We start from the raw sequence: 18,727 nt of genomic DNA, 5'->3' as shown, positions 1-18,727 counted from the left end.
AATCTAAATATAAAGTTAAACCCATTGCTTTTGGCTATACAGGCATAATTAAAAGCTATTTTTAGTTTAATTTAAAGTTAACTTGCAGCCTGTCAAGCTCATGCAAAAGTTCGGTAGAAATTTTAACCTTTAACTTACGGCTTGGCATAGAAAGCTTGGTAACCACCTGGATATCTTCCACATCGGTCATAATGTTATCGGCTATGGCTACCTCATCAAATTCGCCTTCTTCCATATCATCAGCCGACTCTGCCACAGCTACTGTTGCCGCCACCTCTACCTGCCTTTTAACTTTTTCCAGTTCCATAACCTCAAAAGTTACCTGGTTATCGCCCCTGTTGCCTGTAAATAAGGTAAACAGGTTGTTGATGAGCTGCTCCTGCAAATCGGCCACATTAAACTGGATGATGAGCTTTTTAGCAAAGGCCGCCAGCACATCCTGAAGGTATTGTATGGCAATAAACTGCAATCTCGGCTCGCCTTTTTTACCTTCCTGGTTAGTCCATCCTTCGCGCACCATAACTTTCATATACGTAAAGTTACTGCTTATCAAAAAGTGCCTGAATTTAAGGTACTCCTCGCCATATATCCTAAACTCGTGGCTTTCATCATAGCCCTCCAGCATAAACGATGCCCAGCCTTTGCCGTTCTTAGCTACCTTGTGCTGCACGTTACTTATGATGCCGCCAAAATTAAGGTTCTTATTTACATGCTGCTCAAGGTTCTTTAACGCATCGAGCCTGGCATTGCAAAAATATTTCATTTCGAATTTATAATCGTCCAGCGGATGGCCCGATATGTAAATACCCACCACCTCTTTTTCCCGGGCAAGCTTTTCCATCGTGCTCCACTCATCGCAGGGTGGTACAACGGGTTCCGGTATTTGCACCTCACTGGCCTCGCCAAAAAGGCTTACCTGGCTGGAGTTCTCATTTTCCTGAAACTTAGACCCGTAGCGTATTGCCTTCTCTAAAAAGGTAATATTTTCGCTGTTATCCATGTGGAAGTACTGCGCACGGTGCGTGGTATCAAAACAATCAAACCCACCGGCAAGCGCCAGGTTTTCAAACGCTTTTTTATTGGCTGCCCTCAGGTCCAGCCTCTTGGCAAGGTCAAATATCGATTTGTATGGGGCACTCTTACGGTTCTCTACAATAGTTGCCACCGCACCGGCACCCACGCCTTTTACAGCGCCCATACCAAAACGCACCGCATTGCTGTCGTTAACCGTAAATTTATAGAACGACTCATTAACATCAGGTCCCAGTACCTGCAAGCCCATACGCTTACATTCTTCCATAAAGAACGTTACCTGCTTAATATCGTTCATGTTGTTACTAAGTACTGCCGCCATATATTCAGCCGGGTAATGGGCTTTTAAATACGCCGTTTGATAGGCCACCCACGCATAGCAGGTAGAGTGCGATTTGTTAAAGGCGTAACTTGCAAACGCCTCCCAGTCTTTCCATATCTTCTCTAACGTAGCCGGGTTATGCCCCTTCTCTGCAGCCTGTGCCACAAATTTGGGTTTCATCTTATCCAGTACGTCTTTTTGCTTTTTACCCATTGCCTTACGCAAAACATCGGCCTCACCTTTTGTAAAGCCTGCCAGCTTTTGCGATAGTAGCATCACCTGCTCCTGGTACACGGTAATACCGTAGGTTTCCTTAAGGTATTCCTCGCAGGCATCAAGGTCGTATTTAATTTCTTCCTCGCCATTTTTACGCCTTACAAAGCTGGGAATATACTCTAACGGGCCCGGGCGGTACAGGGCGTTCATGGCAATAAGGTCGGCAAATACGGTAGGCTTAAGGTCTTTCATGTACTTTTGCATACCGGGCGACTCGTACTGGAATACCCCTACCGTTTCTCCCCTCTGGAAGAGCTCGTATGTTTTTACATCATCGATGGGGAATTCCTCCGGATCAAGATCGATGTTTCTTTTATATTTCACCAGCTTAACGGTATCCTTAATCAGGGTTAGTGTTTTTAACCCCAGGAAGTCCATTTTAAGCAGCCCTGCGCTCTCTACCACCGAGTTATCAAACTGGGTAACATACAGGTCAGAATCCTTCGCTACCGCAACCGGAACAAAGTTGGTAATATCATCGGGCGTAATGATAACCCCACAGGCGTGGATACCCGTATTACGCAACGAGCCCTCAAGCACTTTTGCCTGCTGTATGGTCTCGCCGGTAAGGTCGGCACCGCCGGCCATGGCAATAAGCTCTACCACCTTTTCATATTCTTCAGATCGCAATGCTGCCTTAAGCGCATTGGTATCTAAACTGAATATCTTGGCCAGTTTAAGGTTAGGTATAAGCTTGGCTATTTTATCGGCTTCAAACAACGGGAGGTCCAGTACACGGGCGGTATCACGGATGGATGATTTTGCCGCCATGGTACCGTAGGTAATAATTTGCGCTACCTGGCTGGCACCGTATTTATTGATAACGTAATCCATAACGCGGCCACGGCCCTCATCATCAAAGTCGATATCAATATCGGGCATGGACACCCTGTCCGGATTAAGGAAACGCTCAAAAAGCAAATCGTACTTAATAGGGTCTATGTTAGTGATGCCAAGGCAATAGGCCACTGCACTACCCGCCGCCGACCCCCTGCCCGGCCCTACCGATACCCCCATACTACGCGCTTCGGCAATAAAATCCTGAACAATAAGAAAGTAACCGGGGTAACCGGAGTTCTCAATGGTCTTTAATTCAAAATCAAGGCGTTCGCGAATGTCATCGGTAATAATTTTGTAGCGCCTTTCCGCACCCTTATAGGTTAGGTCGCGCAAATAGTTGTTCTCGCCGCGTACGCCGCCGTCTTCTTTGTCTTCTGCAACGAGGAACTCTTCCGGAATACCAAATTTAGGCAACAGTACATCGCGGTACAGTGAGTAGGCCTCTACTTTATCTACAATTTCCTGAATGTTTGCTATAGCTTCCGGCAGGTCTTTAAACAGGGATTTCATTTCGTCGCCCGGTTTAAAGTAGTATTCGTTATTGGGCAACCCAAAACGGAAACCGCGCCCACGCCCTTTTGGGGTGGCAAGCTTTTCGCCGTCTTTTACGCACAATAAAATATCGTGGGCGTGCGAGTCGGCTTTTTCTACATAGTAGGTATTGTTGGTAGCCACCAGCTTAACGCTGTGCTTACGGGCCAGTTTTACAAGGGTATCGTTTACACGGTTCTCGTCTTCCTGGCCGTGGCGCATAAGCTCTATATACAGGTCATCGCCAAACTGTTCTTTCCACCACAAAAGGGCGTCTTCAGCCTGGTTTTCACCGATGTTTAATATCTTATTGGGAATTTCGCCATACAGGTTACCCGAAAGCACCATAATGTCTTCCTTATACTGCTCTATTACCCTTTTATCGATCCTGGGTACGTAATAAAACCCGGCAGTATAGGCAATAGACGACATTTTTGCCAAATTGTGGTAACCCTTTTTATTCTTGGCCAATAGTACAATTTGGTATCCGTTATCTTTACGTGATTTGTCTTTATGGTCTTCGCACACAAAAAACTCAACACCTACTATAGGTTTCATAGTAACCTCTGTAGGTTCTTCGCCAGCCTCAACAGCTGCTTTGTTTTTCGCCTCTGCCGCTTTGTTGTGGTTAAGCACATTGCTCACAAAGTGAAAGGCCCCCATCATGTTGGCATGATCGGTCATGGCAACGGCAGGCATTTTATATTTGGCGGCCGCCTTTACCAGGTCGGGCACGCTGATGGTACTTTGCAGCACCGAGAATTGCGTATGGTTGTGCAGGTGCACAAAATCAACATCTTTAAGGTCGTACTCAACCGAAGGGCCGGTGGTATGTACCGCCTCGGCACCTTTAAGTTTTTCAAGGCGCTTGCGCACCTCTTCGCTGGCCTGCTTAAGGTTAATGTGCTTAAGCCCTATAAGCTGTATAGGTTGCGGGTTTGCAACTTTAAAATCGTTAAAATAGGCTGGTGATGCGTCCAGCTCCTCCTTAGTAAATATTTCCCTCTTAACAAGTTCCAGGAAACAGCGTGTGGTAGCTTCAACGTCGGCAGTGGCATTGTGGGCTTCGGAAAACGGCTGGTTAAAAAGGTACTGGTGCAGCTCGGTTAGCGTAGGCAGCTTAAACTTACCACCACGGCCTCCGGGAAGCCTTAAAAGCTCGGCCGTAACCTCGGTACAGGTATCCAGCACTTTCATTACAGCAAGCGGAGACTCTACACCATGGCGGTGAAATTCACTGCCCATAATGTTAACATCAAACCCTACATTTTGGCCTACTATAAATTTAGACCTGCTAAGGGCAGCATTAAATTTTTCCAGCACTTCACTAAGCGGAAGCCCCTGCTCCAGGGCAAGATCGGTAGAGATACCGTGTATACGCTCGGCATCATAGGGTATATTAAAGCCATCAGGCCGTACCATGTAGTCCTGGTGTTCTATAAGCGCGCCCATTTCGTCGTGCAGCTGCCATGCTATTTGTATACAGCGCGGCCAGTTATCGGTATCGGTAATCGGGGCATCCCAGCGTTTGGGTAATCCGGTTGTTTCAGTGTCAAAAATCAGGTACATACAACTATGGATTTTTATAGAAATTTATAAACAGAAAGGCTTTAGGAGGCCTGCATCAAAAATACGCTATTTTAAACAAACGTAAAAATGCATTTATCAACAGGGAATAAGTCCTGTTTAAAGATATATATAATAAATATGTTTATAAGTAGCGACGCAATGCTTTGCGTCTTAAAACATGGTCCTCACCCCCAATCCCCTCTCTGAAGGAGAAGGGAGCTGCATCCTATTAAACTTACCACAAAGGCACTAAGTCTTTATAATGATATAAGCACAAAGATCACAAAGTTTTAATCAAATTATGAGGACACCGTAAGACAACTTTGTTGTTACAAAGAACACAAGGCTTTGTGGATATTGCTTCCGGTCTCTGATAACTTCAGCCTTGTGTACTCCCATCTTTAGATGGTTGCCTTTGCGTACTTCGTGACTATTGAACTTATACAGCTTTGTGCCTTTGTGGTTAAAAATTAAATATTTGAGCTATAAATACCGTTACAATGATAGAAAAAGATTTGGGCAATGTTTAAAGACGCGTTTAATACGTCGCTACAAGGCATAAAAAAACCATCCCGAAGGATGGTTTTTTCTTTAACTCTTTATAATTTAGTAAAAACCTTTATTATAATTAGTAACGGCCACCACGGTTGTAGTCTCCACCACCGCCGCTGTTTCCGCCACGGTTGTAACCGCCACGGTCTCCACCGCCACCGCCACTACGGTTGTTGTCTCTGTTAAATCCGCCCGGACGGCTGTTACCACCACCAAAGCTTCTTCTTTCGCCGCCTTCTGGTCTTGGCTCAGATTTGTTTACTACAATAGCACGACCTTGTACAGTAGCACCATTAAGTTCGTCGATAGCCTTTTGGCCTTCTTCTTCATTCGGCATCTCTACGAAACCAAAACCTTTACTTCTACCGGTAAATTTATCGGTAATAATTTTTACCGAATCAACCGGTCCATAAGCCTCAAAAGACTCTCTTAAATCTGCCTCGTTCAAGCTGAACGGAAGGCTTCCCACGAAAATGTTCATATATAAAACTGATTATTTATTGTTTTTAGTGTTTGTTCTCGCGCCTGCTACACTCATTTGCAGACATCTACAAATGTAAACTTATTTAATTATAAAACTGCCTTTTATTTTTATTTAATAAAATTTTAATATTTATAAGCTCCCAAATGCTAAACTACACCCTTTAATTATAGTATTTTTTTACTCAAGCGTACCTGTTACGGGCACTCTGTAAAACACCCCATTTTGAAAGTACACCTCTTCGCCACTTTCGCTAACCGCCCTAAAATAAAAGGTGCCGGTAACATACCCTGCTGCAAAATCAGTATCTGCCGGTGTTAATTTAATCTGCCCGCTGCCCATATTGGCACCGGTCCTGTATTCTTCGGTAAGTTGGCTATCTACATCTAAGGTATAAGATGCCACACTACTATTGTTTACCCCAAGGTTATATGTACCATTTGGGTTAACACCCGCCGTTTTTAACACAACGGTCTCAAACCCAAAAGTAGCTTCTACCGTAAGGCCGTTAGGGCCTACTGTTGCTGTAAAATTATCAGCTTTCCATAACTCATTGTTTTTGAGCGCCTGGACAGCAGGGGTATTAAATTTTACATCTTCTTCACACGAAGTAAAAACAGCCAGCAACACCAAAAGCGATAAAATCTTTTTCATTATTATTTTGTTAGAAGGGGTAAATCAAAATTTTACAACGACAAAAATAGTTTTTTATGGAATATATCCTAATCAAAAAGAAATAAATCACAAGAAAATTTCATATTTTGAAATATGTACAACACAAAAAATCATAAAATGGCGTTTTTACCTTATTAGTGTTAGAAAGTTTTATATATTTGCACGCTTAATTAATCGGGGTCGGGAACCCCACAATTTAATCTTAGATTATGCCTGTAAAAATCAGACTGCAAAGACATGGTAAAAAAGGAAAACCTTTTTACTGGGTAGTAGCCGCAGACGCGCGCTCTAAAAGAGATGGTAAATTTCTTGAAAAATTAGGAACTTACAATCCAAACACTAATCCTGCAACGATAGACCTAAACCTTGACAGCGCTGTACAGTGGCTGCACAATGGTGCACAGCCTACCGATACTGCAAGAGCTATCCTTTCTTACAAAGGTGCTTTACTTAAACACCACCTTGATGGCGGTGTACGTAAAGGTGCCCTTACACAAGAGCAGGCAGATGCTAAATTTACTCAATGGGTTGATGAAAAATCAGGCAAAGTAGATGCTAAAAAAGACAATCTTTCTACAGCTAAAGCCGATGCAAAAGCAAAAGCACTTGAAGCTGAGAAAAAAGTAAACGAAGACCGTATTGCTGCTGCAAAACAGGCTGAAGCCGATCTTGCTGCCGCTAACGCTCCTGTTGCTGAAGAAGCTGCAGAGGAAACAACTACGGAAGAGAACACAGAAGAAACCCAAGCATAATTTTTAAGGGCGCCATGCGTAAAGAAGATTGTTTCTATTTAGGCAAGATCGCCAAAAAATTTAGCTACAAAGGTGAGGTTCTGGCCTGGCTGGATACCGATGAACCGGGGGAGTACGAAAATTTGGAATCGGTGTTTGTGGAAGTACACAAACACCTGGTTCCTTTTTTTATTCAGCAAAGTTCCATCCATAAAAACGAATTCCTGAGGATAAAGTTTGAGGATGTAGATACTGATGAAGCTGCCGACGGCCTTTTAGGCTGCGAAGTTTACCTGCCGTTAACCATGCTGCCCAAGCTGGAAGGCGATAAATTTTACTTTCACGAAATTATAGGCTTTACAGCCCAAGACCAGCGACTGGGCGATATAGGCACCATAGTAGGCATTAACGACACCTCATCTCAGGCACTTTTTGAAATTAAAAAAGGCGACATTGAGATACTGGTACCCATGATAGACCATTTTATTGTTAAGGTAGACCGCGACAATAAAAAAATTATACTTGATACCCCCGAAGGGTTAGTAGACCTTTACCTAAACGCTTAAATTAGTTTCAGGTTTAAAGTTTCATGTTTTTTTTAAAGTTCTGCATTATTACAGTATCTTTCTAACATCTTCCGTCTATCATCTATTATCTGATTTCTAACAATCTAAAATCCAGTAATCTTAATGTCTGAATTCCAATTCAAACGCTTTAGCATTCAACAGGATAAATGTGCCATGAAAGTGGGCACCGATGGTGTTTTGCTTGGCGCATGGACCCCGTTAGATAACCACCCCTACTCCATATTAGATATTGGTGCAGGCACCGGCCTTATAGCCCTTATGCTGGCGCAACGCAGCGGTGCCGAACAGATTGATGCTTTAGAGATTGATGACGCTGCTTACGAGCAAGCTGTAGATAATTTTGAAAATTCACCATGGGGCGACCGCCTGTTTTGCTACCACGCCGGGCTGGATGAATTTATGGAGGAGCCCGAGGATGAATACGACCTTATTATTAGTAACCCCCCTTTTTACACTGAAGATTACACCAGTGGCAACGAGCAGCGCGATAGAGCCCGCTTTACCGAATCGCTCCCTTTTGAAGACCTGACCGAAGCAGCAGGAATATTGTTATCTGAAAAAGGTGTGTTTTGCGTTATCATCCCGTTTAAGGAAGAAGAAAATTTTATTGCCTTAGCTGCACAAGAAGGCTTGTATCCGTTTAAAATTACTCATGTAAAGGGCACGCCGCAAAGTGCTGTTATACGCAGCCTGATAGCCTTTAATCGCAACAACGATAGCGAACCTGCAATTGATGAACTGGCAATTGAACTGGCGCGCCATGACTACACCCCCAAATATACCGCCCTTACTAAAGACTTTTATTTAAAGATGTAACTATCGGTACACTTTAAGCCCGAACGACGGTGCACGCAATGCATCTTTAGGTACCGGTTCTTTCATGTACTCGAAATCTCTTATAATGCGCTCGTTTTCGTTTATCCATCCATTTTTAATAAAAAATTCGGGCTGGTGGCAAAAAATAGGTTCGGCAGTCCTAAACGTTTCATAAGTAATAAAGGCATCTTTTTTGGTTTCGGTAATTGTTCCGTTCGCATCGCAGGTACCAAGCCCCTCAATACTTACATATACACCTTCTAAAGGAAATTCTACCGCATACACCGAAAGATCAAGTTCCGTTAGGCCCTTAGCATCTTTTTCTATAAAACCAATAATATTATCGTGTGTAATCTCTTCGCCGGGAGTATGCGCTATTAACGATGGTTTATAAAAATGGAGCCTGTAGGCAAAACGGTTTTTAGATTTTACAATTTTAAACAAAAACGACTTTATAGTAGTAGCGCTACCTAATGTGTTAGGAATATAAACCGCATCCTGGAAACCTGCCGCCGTGCCGCTAAAGTTTAGCTTCTTATTATCAATATAGCCCACGGTAAGTACATCAGTCTTGCCTGATATTACTACCTCATCAAGCTCAAAAGCATCGGGCTGTAATAAAACCTGGGCACCAACGTCTGACTTTTTAATTACAACCTCTTTATACCCCAGGCAGGAAAACTGAAGCATCTCGTAGTTTTTTACACTAACGGTAAGTGTACCGTCCTGGTTACAATAGTCCCGGGAAACCGGCTCTCCCCTGAGTATTGCCGTAACTAACGTAAAAGGCACGGGCTGCTTTGTTGCGGCATCTAAAACAATCAGGTTTTGTGCATTGACAGTAAGGCAGGCAAATCCAAGAACAAGGGTATATAAAAATTTCATAAGGTGGGTTTAATAGTAAAGCCAATATTAATCAAAAAGTTACCTTCTATCAAAACCATTACGGGTAATTCAATTTTTGATAAAAAATACAACAATATTTTATTGATTTGTTAGATTTCTTATTTACATTTGCTTCTGTCAAAACAAAAAAACAATGAAACCCGATCTTTTTCAAGCCCCGGATTACTATAACCTTGATGAATTACTGACCGAAGAGCACAAAATGGTGCGCGACGCTGCCCGTGAGTGGGTTAAGCGCGAAGTATCGCCTATTATAGAGGAGTATGCCCAAAAAGCTGAGTTCCCTAAGCAGATCATTAAAGGCCTTGCCGATATTGGCGCTTTTGGCCCTTATATACCTGAACAATATGGCGGCGCGGGACTTGACCAGATTTCGTACGGACTTATAATGCAGGAAATTGAGCGTGGCGATAGTGGCGTTCGCAGTACGGCATCGGTACAATCATCGTTAGTTATGTACCCTATTTGGAAATACGGCAGCGAAGAGCAGCGTGTTAAATACCTGCCTAAACTTGCCAGTGGCGAATTTATGGGCTGTTTTGGCCTTACCGAACCCGACCACGGTTCTAACCCGGGCGGTATGATTACCAACTTTAAAGATAAAGGCGACCACTACCTTTTAAATGGTGCCAAAATGTGGATAAGCAATGCCCCCTTTGCAGATATTGCTGTGGTATGGGCTAAAGATGAATCCGGAAGGATACACGGGCTTATTGTAGAGCGCGGCATGGAGGGCTTTACAACCCCCGAAACGCATAACAAATGGTCGCTTAGGGCATCGGCTACCGGCGAACTTATTTTTGATAACGTTAAGGTTCCTAAAGAAAACCTGCTGCCTAATAAATCAGGGCTTGGCGCTCCGCTTGGCTGTTTAGATTCGGCACGTTACGGCATTGCATGGGGAGCCATTGGTGCCGCTATGGATTGCTACGATACGGCACTTAGATACAGCAAAGAACGCATACAGTTTGATAAACCTATTGGGGCTACACAGCTTCAGCAAAAAAAACTGGCCGAGATGATTACCGAAATTACCAAGGCGCAGCTACTAACCTGGAGGCTTGGCGTTTTGCGTAATGAGGGCAAAGCCACTACCGCACAAATATCTATGGCAAAGCGTAATAACGTAGATATGGCCTTAACCATAGCCCGAGATGCACGCCAGATGCTGGGCGGTATGGGTATTACCGGCGAATACTCTATCATGCGCCACATGATGAACCTGGAAAGTGTTGTAACCTACGAGGGTACGCACGATATCCACCTGCTTATAACAGGTATGGATGTTACCGGTTTTGCAGCCTTTAAATAACAAACAAATACATTTATAGTTCTTAAAGAGGTTATTGGCAGCAGTGCGGTAACCTCTTTTTTATTGCATGCCTTTGTAAACTTTATGATAGTTTAAGTTTTATTTAATGAACCTTTTAGAGAGCGCATGCGTATAATAAATAAAGCAGCTTTAAATAATTGTTATTATTCTGCGTTTAAAAAATGATGATACTTTAAATAGTCAGGCATTATTTTTGTATCGATAAAAACAATTAACAAGCTTCCTTTTAAAGCAAAGCTTTCCTAATTTTGTAAAAATTATTGCTATGAACACAGCTACCATCAACAGTATTCTAACCCCCCAAAGGGAGCAACTGTTACAACACTCATTATACGGTAGGGTAAAAACTGTAGAAGACCTAAAGCACTTCCTGCAAGGGCATGTATATGCCGTGTGGGATTTTATGTCGCTGTTAAAGGCGCTTCAAACAAAACTAACCTGCACTTCTACTCCGTGGTTACCGGTAGGCAATCCGGAGATCAGGTACCTTATAAACGAGATCGTACTTGCCGAAGAAACCGATATTAACCTTGAAGGCAACAGGCAGAGCCATTTTGAAATGTATGTAGATGCTATGAAAGCCCTGGGTGCCGATGTTAACGAGGTTGGCGCATTTTTAGATGATGTGGTAGCCACCCAAAACATTTTTGTATCTATTAAGCACAGCAAGCTGCACGACGATATTAAAGCGTTCCTGAATTTTACCTTTAGGGTAATTGAAGAAGGCCGCCCGCACGAAATTGCCGCTGCATTCACTTTTGGCCGCGAAGACCTTATACCAAGCATGTTTACCGAGATATTAAGGAACTTTCAGGAAAATTTCCCGGATGCCGACCTGAGCAAGCTTATCTATTACTTTGAAAGGCACATAGAGCTGGATGCCGATGAGCACGCCCCTATGGCTATGCAAATGGTGGTAGAGCTTTGCGGCGGCGATGACCAAAAGTGGAAAGAGGTAGAAGAAATATCTAAACAGGCATTAGAAAAAAGGATAGCCCTTTGGGATGCCATAGAAGAAAATATGCTGCACCATAACCTGGAGCCTATATCATAATAAGTTAGCACACAAACTATTATTTCCTGTCCCCTGAAAAGTTTTTTTCAGGGGATTTTTATTTTGTCCCAATTTTACAATTTTTTAAAGTGGGTATAACGCAACTTTGCTATATTAAACCGTATGCCGTTTATACATTGGCTTTAAAACTCCTTTAACTAAAGGTGTTTCAACAGTATTTATTTTTCAAGTATACAATTTTGCATGTATATTAGCGGCCATAGCAATTAGTAAAATTACCTTATGAAAAAAATTACAACAAAGGCGGGCATCTTTATTGCCGCCGGCTTTTTTTGCCTTGGCGCACAGGCGCAGGACCAGCCAAAAAAATTCGGAAAAACGTTAGAACCATTACAGTGTGCTACCCCCGAGTATGAAAGCATATTGCAGCAAAACAATGCAGGCAAACACTCTAAAGCGCAGTTTGAGCAATGGATGGAGCAAAAAATTGCCGCCAAAAAACTATTAAAGTCGGGCTTGGGCACCCAGGACCAGGTTGTTACTTTACCTGTAGTAGTACACGTTATACACAACGGCGGCCCGGTAGGTGTTGAAGAAAATATCTCAGATGAGCAGATCCTGTCTCAAATCACGGTACTTAACCAGGATTACAGGAGGATGGCAGGAACAAATGGCTTTAATACCAACGATGCAGGCGCTGATGTTGAAATTGAGTTTTGCCTTGCCCAAAGAGACCCTAACGGCTTGGCTACAAACGGTATCGACCGTATTACCATGTTTAATGAAAGCCCCCTTGGTTTCGACCTTGCCCAAGCGGAAGAAATTAAAACCCAGACACAATGGGATCCTGAAAAATACATTAACATCTGGACGTTTAAGCTTATAACGCTTCAGGCTTCATTCGAGGTTTACGGCTACTCACAATTCCCAATCGACTCAGGGCTTGACGGCCTTGTAGACCCAAGCATGTTAACCACCGCAAACACCGATGGTATCTTGGCTGAAGCAAAATGTTTTGGATCGCAGGAAATTTATCCGGAAGGCTATTACATGCCGGGCAGAAATTTAGGAAGGACATTATCGCACGAAATGGGCCACTTTTTAGGGCTAAGGCACATTTGGGGTGATACCAATAACTGTAGCGGTACCGATTACTGTGCCGACACCCCTGTTGCACTTACTGCCCACCAGGGCCCATGCCCAGGCGATGACGAAGACTCCTGCACTAACAGCCCCGGCCTTGATATGTGGCAAAATTACATGGATTACACTAATGATACCTGCCTTAACATATTCACACAAGACCAAAAGACGCGTATTAGGACGGTTTTAGATAACTCACCAAGAAGGATGGGCTTGGCAACGTCAAATTCATGTACGCCGGGTACGGTTTATGATAATGATGGCTCATTATACATACAAAACCTAAATCTTGCATGTACAAGCTCTGAAGCTACTCCGGAGATCGTTCTTCATAACTCGGGTACCAACGCCATTACAACAGCTACAATAAGCTATAACGTAGATGATGAAACGCCTGCCACAATAAACTGGGAAGGCAGCCTTGCAACCGGCGAAAGTGCTATTGTTGCACTGCCTCAAATTACAGCGGCCGGTGGTAACCACACCCTTAGCTATGCTATTGTCACAATTAATGGTGAAGCCGATGCCACGCCGTTAAATGATGCAAAAACCGAAACATTCAGGATAAGTAACTTTGCTACACAGCAGGTTGTTGTAACTATACACACTGATAACAATCCTAACCAAATACTATGGGCTATCCTGGATGAAAACCAGGACGATGTATTTGTTTACAATGGTGGTGAATATGAAAGCAATACAACCTATACACAAACAGTTGATATTGATGAAACCGGCTGTTATGCTTTCCTTATTGTAGATAATGGACAAAACGGTATTTGCTGTGCCAATGGCGAAGGCTATTATGAGGTTAAAACTGCCGACGGCCAACTTATTGCAGAAGGTGGCGACTTTGATTACGTTGAAATGTCTTACTTTGGAGTCACTTCTACATTAGGCACTAACAACCCGATAGTTGCAGGTAAAGCCATTAAACTTTACCCTAACCCATCTAATAGTATTATAAATATTGCAGTACCTCAAAGCACTACCCTGCCGGAGAGCTACACTATCTATAACAACTTAGGCCAGGTAATGGATGCAGGCAAAATAAACACCAACAACCAGACATTTAACATTGCAGGGTATGCAAACGGTGTGTACTTTATAAAACTAAACGGTGGCAGCGAAAGCCAAACACTTCAGTTTATTAAATACTAATTCTATACCGTTAGTTAAGAATAGGGAACCCCGGCATTGCCGGGGTTTTTGTTTTAGCTCTGCAAAGTTTCTATTGGCTCCGCAAAGTCTCCCGACTTTGAAGCTACCGCACCATTGAAAAATGTCCCTTTACAACCCTGCCATCGGTAAGGGAAAGCACGAACCAGTAATCAGTACTTGGCAGGTTATGTCCTTTATAAGTACCATCCCATCCGGGGCCTTGTGGGTCAATATCGCTTAGAAGTTTACCATAGCGGTCGTAAATAAATAATTTACTGTTGTAGTAAGCCGCGCCGTTAAGCCCCGTAATGCTCCAGTAATCGTGCGACTCATCGCCGTTAGGGGTAAAGAATTTGGGTATGGCAAGCACAGCCACCTGCTCGTGCACAATACCACAGCCGTTATCATCATAAACATATAAGGTGTGTATACCGGGTTCTACATTCTCAAAATAAGGCGACTCCTGCCACGGCCCGTTGGGGCTATCAAGGCTATAGGAATATGTAGTAGGCACATTGCCCGTAGGCGATGCAACCACCATTACTGTATTGTTATCCCTAAGGTCTTCCACTACTATAGTATCAATTATCGCTACGTTAGATGACGCTAAAGTAATGGTGCGTAATTTACTGCACAGCGTTGTATACGTATTATCAGTAACCATAACCGTATAAATACCCGGTTGGTTTACCATGATACTGCTTGATATGGATCCGTTAGACCATAAATACGTGTATTGCGATCCCGAAATCCCGGCATCAAGCGTTATAAATTCTTTGGTGTTAAGGCATACAATACCGGTATCGGCCACTTCAATATCCGGCAATGGCCGCACAAAAAGTTGTATTTCACGCAAGGCGGTACAATCGTTGTTGGTCTCAATGCGGGCGTATACGGTTTGTTGGTTAGGTGCTGTTGTAAAATAGTTAACCGGTACCGCATTTTCTTCCATAAGGGCATCCTGAACTGAAACATAATATGCAACTGCAGTTCCAGGAACTTCCAAACCTGCATCAGCCAAGTTAAACTGTGCTATGCCGTCTTCGGTACCGTCGTCATCACAACGCTCCAAGGTTATAATATCCGTGACCGTATTTACATTTACCTGGAGTGTCAGCGGCAAAATCCTGAAACAACCCGTTTGGGTGTTGCTTACCTTGGCAGTTACTACCTGCAAAGTTGCAGTATTGGTAAATGCCCCCGTGATAAGGTTAGTATTATTTTGAGCATCCGAATCGGAAGAATAATAAGCTACTGTAAGGTTAGGGTCATTCGCCGTGAACTGGCTATCAGCCTGCGTAAGGTTAAACTGGGTAATACCATCGGGTGCTACACCCATGTCGCATTGCACAAGTGCAGCAGTCTGAACATCTGCTGGCAATGGGTTTACAGTAAGAGTTACAGGCTGTATAGTAAAGCATCCGCTAAAAGCGTTATTTACAATACGGGCATAAATGGTTTGCATATTAGGTGTTGTATTGTAATAATTAACAGGGAGCGGACTGGTTTGCGCGTTGGCATTAGCCTCAGTGGCATAATACGTGGTTGTAAAACCCGTACCCTGAAACAACTGTGCAGTTATGATATTAAGGTCAAAAGTCGCACGCCCATTAGCATCATTGCCGTCAAGATCATCATCGCATAGGGCAAAAGCTGTTGTTCCCATAACGGGAGTATTGCTCACATTAAGCAGAAACGAGGTTGTGGCATAACATGCAGGATTATCTTTATGATATATCCGCGCATATAAAGTTTGCGGATTTGAGGCATTGGTAAACGATGTGCCAGTAATAAACTGTGTATTGGTATCGGCATCAGCCTGGGTTGTAAAATAGCGTACCTCGAACGTGGCTGCATTTTGCGAACCTAACAATACTGAGGTTTGCTGTGAAAGGTTAAACTGGGCAATACCGTTATTGTCAGGATCACATTCCAGCATATCGGGTACTGCATTAGCAACCGGCATCGCATAAATGGTTATATTTCTGTTCACTACTGATGTTTCTCCCTCGCGGGTTATGGTTGCCACCACATTGTATATGCCCGTATTAGCATAGGTATGCTGTGGATTTGTTTGTGTAGATGCTGCACTGCCATCGCCAAAATTCCAGGAAACCGAATCGAAGGTATTGCTCACATTTAATGAAAACTCGGTCACATCGCCCAGGCAGGTATGCTCAACCAATATATTTGCCGAAAACAAAGACGTTATAAACGGTGGAAGCCCAAATATGGCGATCCTGCCACTTTCCAGTTGTACCCCGCCAATATCATAATCGCAAAGGATACCGGTCTCTTCGGGGCTGTTGATGACATCTAAACTTTCGCTCCCGTTTACGGCTCGGTAAATTTTTCCGTTTGGCCCCAGCTGCATGGTTGCCGCCCCGGTGGTATTGGCCACTAAAACATCTGCCGCAGGAATATTAGCAGCTTCTAAATCGTATTGGTGCACGCCTCCAAACCCTGACAGGTTATCATATGATACATACAGCTTTTTAACCATGGGTGAAAATTCCAGTCCGTAAGGCCTGCAATTACTCTTTATCATTAGAGGATTAGATACCACCCCGGTTGCGCTATCAAAATTATAAAGGTATACGGTGCCGTTAGTGTCGGTTTCTCCCGTAAGGGTTCCCATTTGCTGGTGGGCAATGGCAATATAGTTACCATCTGGCGATGCTTTAATACATCCTATAGAGTTACGGCGGTAACCCGATGTAGGCACTACAGGCAAGAGTTGCGATATAACCGGAGTGGTGGTAATACCGGTGCCATCTATAAAAAACGAATAAAACTTATCTATAAAATGAGTTACCACCCAGTAACCCGACCCACTAAAGTTTTTTACCGCGGTAATTTTTTCCGAACACTTGTATTTTGCCTCCTCTATATTGGCAGGATCGTAGGTTAAAAGCGGCTGGTTATGAATGGTAACGTTGCCAATACTGCCATTCGAGCCGATTAAAGAAAGATCTACCACCGAATAATTAAGGCCATTATTAAGTCCGTCGTCGGCTTCAGGAATGGTTTGCGGGCCGTTTGCCTCTTCATATTCGCCGGTGTACGTGTTTGGGTATACCGATGCATTGGTATGGTGCGGCTCGTCTACCGTAAATATGTAGTAAATATTAGGGTCGCCTTTTTTTGGTACGATGATACCCGACTGTGTGCTGGACGGGTCGCCCAAAAGTCCTGTTCCCGCCGCATAGTTGCCGTTAGGCATTACAATATGGTTACGATCCCATACGGTACGCCCATCGGTATAAAAAAGGAGGTTACCGTTAGTGTCTGACATGGAGCTGCACCCTTCATTAGTATCCATTTGGCTTCCGGTAAGTATTTGTACCGAGCCATCGTCTAAAAAATGAATGCCCGCCTGTCTGCCAAAATACCAGTTGTTAGCCTCTTTTTGTGCAAAAATGTGGAGGCAGGACAACAATAGTATAGCAAGGACAACTTTTTTCATGGAAATAAGGGAATAGCAGTATCAAATTTAGCACTTATTTTTATCGTAATAATGAAAAGTGCCCCTTTATTACATCGCCATTTTTAAGCTGAATGCTAAACCAATAATCGCTAGCCGGAAGGTTGCGCCCGTTGTAAGTACCGTCCCAACCCTTGCCATCAGAGCTTATTTGTTTGATGAGCTTACCATAACGATCGTATATAAACACAATATGATCTGTAAGGCCAATAACATTCCAGGTTTCATGCTCGCTGTCGCCATTAGGGCTAAAGAAATGCGGATAACCAATGGTTGTAATGCTGTTAAGTGTAAGCTCGCCACAGCTATAAGCACCGGAAAAATCGCGCACCACTACCGAATGTGCCCCAAGCGATACATTTGTAAATACGTTAGAATTTTGCCACGGCCCGCCATCCAGGCTGTACTGGTACTCCCCGTAGCCTTCTACCAGTACCGTGATGGTCTGGTTGTCGCTAAAGGCATTGCTTACTACATACCCCTGGCCTATAGGGCTTGCAGGGCCTGATTCCAGTACTACGAACGGTGCCGACATCTGCGATACGCAGAAGTTCGGTGCAGGGCCTGTTACCTGTACGGTGTAGCTGCCTGCTTCCAGCGCCTCATACGTGCTGTCGTCTGTCGTTCCGGTGCCCGGTATCGCGATACCGTCCTTGAACCACTGGTAGGTGTGGCCGTTCGGTGCCACCCCGCTGTCAAGTGTCAGTGTGCTCAGGTTGCTTCCTGTCTTAAAGTCGATACACACGGTGTCGTTGTTACCCGGTGTGGTAATTACCGGTTCTGATAACGGCTCTACTACAAGCGGGAAGCTAATGATGCTCGGGCAGCCTGTGATGGTCGTGTTGTTGATGATCCTCACCCATATCGTTTGTGCATATGGGGTGGTATTGGTATACGGCACCGTGGTGTCTATCGCATTGGTGCCTGCTATCGCATCGGCTTCGGTCTCATAGTAGGTTACCGTGTAGTCGGTTGCCGGCGTTTGGCTGCCTATTACATCGGCTGTGGCCTGGGTAAGGTCAAAGGTAATGATGCCGTCATTCGCCCCTACCGTGTCGCAAAGGTCAAAGTACGTATCCAGTGTGCCTTGCGTTACCGGGTTGGCCAGTGCCTGCGGCTCGGCATAAAGGTCCATTGTCGTTACGTTCTCACAACCTGTTACATCGTTTACTACGTGTACAACGATCTGCTGGTGGCTCTGTACGGTATTGGTGTACATGCGCGGCAGGGCTGTTCCTGCTGTGTAGGCTGCCATGTCAAGGTAGTAGGTAAT

The 18,727-nt window shown here is 44.0% G+C and carries 12 protein-coding genes; 6 read left to right on the top strand and 6 right to left on the bottom strand.

Translation table 11 applies throughout. The annotated features are described in order from the left end of the window. Nucleotides 1–61: 61 nt before the first annotated feature. The 3 genes from dnaE to FMM05_RS19890 all read right to left on the bottom strand — a co-directional run bounded on the left by dnaE (nucleotide 62) and on the right by FMM05_RS19890 (nucleotide 6,257). On the bottom strand, nucleotides 62–4,570 hold the full coding sequence (dnaE, locus tag FMM05_RS19900) for a DNA polymerase III subunit alpha (RefSeq protein ID WP_143375180.1): 4,509 nt from the start codon (nucleotides 4,568–4,570) through the stop codon (nucleotides 62–64). A 628-nt stretch (nucleotides 4,571–5,198) separates the two neighbouring features. Then, nucleotides 5,199–5,603, bottom strand: coding sequence for an RNA recognition motif domain-containing protein (locus FMM05_RS19895; RefSeq protein ID WP_143375179.1), 405 nt, complete (start codon nucleotides 5,601–5,603; stop codon nucleotides 5,199–5,201). Nucleotides 5,604–5,783: 180 nt separating this feature from the next. Then, nucleotides 5,784–6,257 (bottom strand): DUF6252 family protein, encoded by a 474-nt coding sequence (locus tag FMM05_RS19890; protein ID WP_143375178.1) that lies wholly within the window; start codon nucleotides 6,255–6,257, stop codon nucleotides 5,784–5,786. 230 nt (nucleotides 6,258–6,487) lie between these two features. Here FMM05_RS19890 and FMM05_RS19885 point away from each other — a divergent pair, with 230 nt between their 5' ends. The 3 genes from FMM05_RS19885 (at nucleotide 6,488) to FMM05_RS19875 (ending at nucleotide 8,412) form a co-directional block, all read left to right on the top strand. Then, nucleotides 6,488–7,030 (top strand): 30S ribosomal protein S16, encoded by a 543-nt coding sequence (locus FMM05_RS19885; protein ID WP_143375177.1) that lies wholly within the window; start codon nucleotides 6,488–6,490, stop codon nucleotides 7,028–7,030. A gap of 14 nt (nucleotides 7,031–7,044) precedes the next feature. Beyond that, on the top strand, nucleotides 7,045–7,575 hold the full coding sequence (gene rimM, locus FMM05_RS19880) for a ribosome maturation factor RimM (RefSeq protein ID WP_143375176.1): 531 nt from the start codon (nucleotides 7,045–7,047) through the stop codon (nucleotides 7,573–7,575). Between the two features lie 123 nt (nucleotides 7,576–7,698). Next, a complete protein-coding gene (locus FMM05_RS19875; protein ID WP_143375175.1) occupies nucleotides 7,699–8,412 on the top strand; it encodes a tRNA1(Val) (adenine(37)-N6)-methyltransferase in 714 nt (237 codons plus the stop codon). On the opposite strand, the gene FMM05_RS19870 is transcribed toward FMM05_RS19875, so the two are convergent. Then, nucleotides 8,413–9,297: a carboxypeptidase-like regulatory domain-containing protein gene (locus tag FMM05_RS19870; protein ID WP_143375174.1), complete on the bottom strand. Its 885-nt coding sequence runs from the start codon at nucleotides 9,295–9,297 to the stop codon at nucleotides 8,413–8,415. A gap of 154 nt (nucleotides 9,298–9,451) precedes the next feature. On the opposite strand from FMM05_RS19870, the gene FMM05_RS19865 reads away from it, so the two are divergent. The 3 genes from FMM05_RS19865 to FMM05_RS19855 all read left to right on the top strand — a co-directional run bounded on the left by FMM05_RS19865 (nucleotide 9,452) and on the right by FMM05_RS19855 (nucleotide 13,970). Further along, nucleotides 9,452–10,630, top strand: a complete 1,179-nt coding sequence (locus FMM05_RS19865; protein WP_143375173.1) for an acyl-CoA dehydrogenase family protein — start codon at nucleotides 9,452–9,454, stop codon at nucleotides 10,628–10,630. A gap of 286 nt (nucleotides 10,631–10,916) precedes the next feature. Continuing rightward, entirely contained in the window at nucleotides 10,917–11,705 is a 789-nt protein-coding gene (locus FMM05_RS19860) for a DUF3050 domain-containing protein (RefSeq protein WP_143375172.1), read from the top strand. Nucleotides 11,706–11,948: 243 nt separating this feature from the next. Next, the gene (locus FMM05_RS19855) at nucleotides 11,949–13,970 is read left to right on the top strand and encodes a M43 family zinc metalloprotease (RefSeq protein ID WP_143375171.1); all 2,022 of its coding nucleotides are present in this window, start codon (nucleotides 11,949–11,951) and stop codon (nucleotides 13,968–13,970) included. Nucleotides 13,971–14,073: 103 nt separating this feature from the next. Here FMM05_RS19855 and FMM05_RS19850 read toward each other — a convergent pair whose 3' ends face one another. Together FMM05_RS19850 and FMM05_RS19845 are read right to left on the bottom strand one after the other, a co-directional pair. After that, nucleotides 14,074–17,436, bottom strand: coding sequence for a T9SS type B sorting domain-containing protein (locus FMM05_RS19850; protein ID WP_143375170.1), 3,363 nt, complete (start codon nucleotides 17,434–17,436; stop codon nucleotides 14,074–14,076). A 40-nt stretch (nucleotides 17,437–17,476) separates the two neighbouring features. Next, nucleotides 17,477–18,727: T9SS type B sorting domain-containing protein (locus tag FMM05_RS19845; RefSeq protein ID WP_143375169.1), on the bottom strand; the 1,251-nt coding region annotated here is incomplete at its 5' end.

This window comes from Flavobacterium zepuense (assembly GCF_007097145.1).
In the GTDB taxonomy this organism is placed as follows: Bacteria; Bacteroidota; Bacteroidia; order Flavobacteriales; family Flavobacteriaceae; genus Flavobacterium; species Flavobacterium zepuense.
This window is presented reverse-complemented; position numbering and strand designations above follow the sequence as displayed.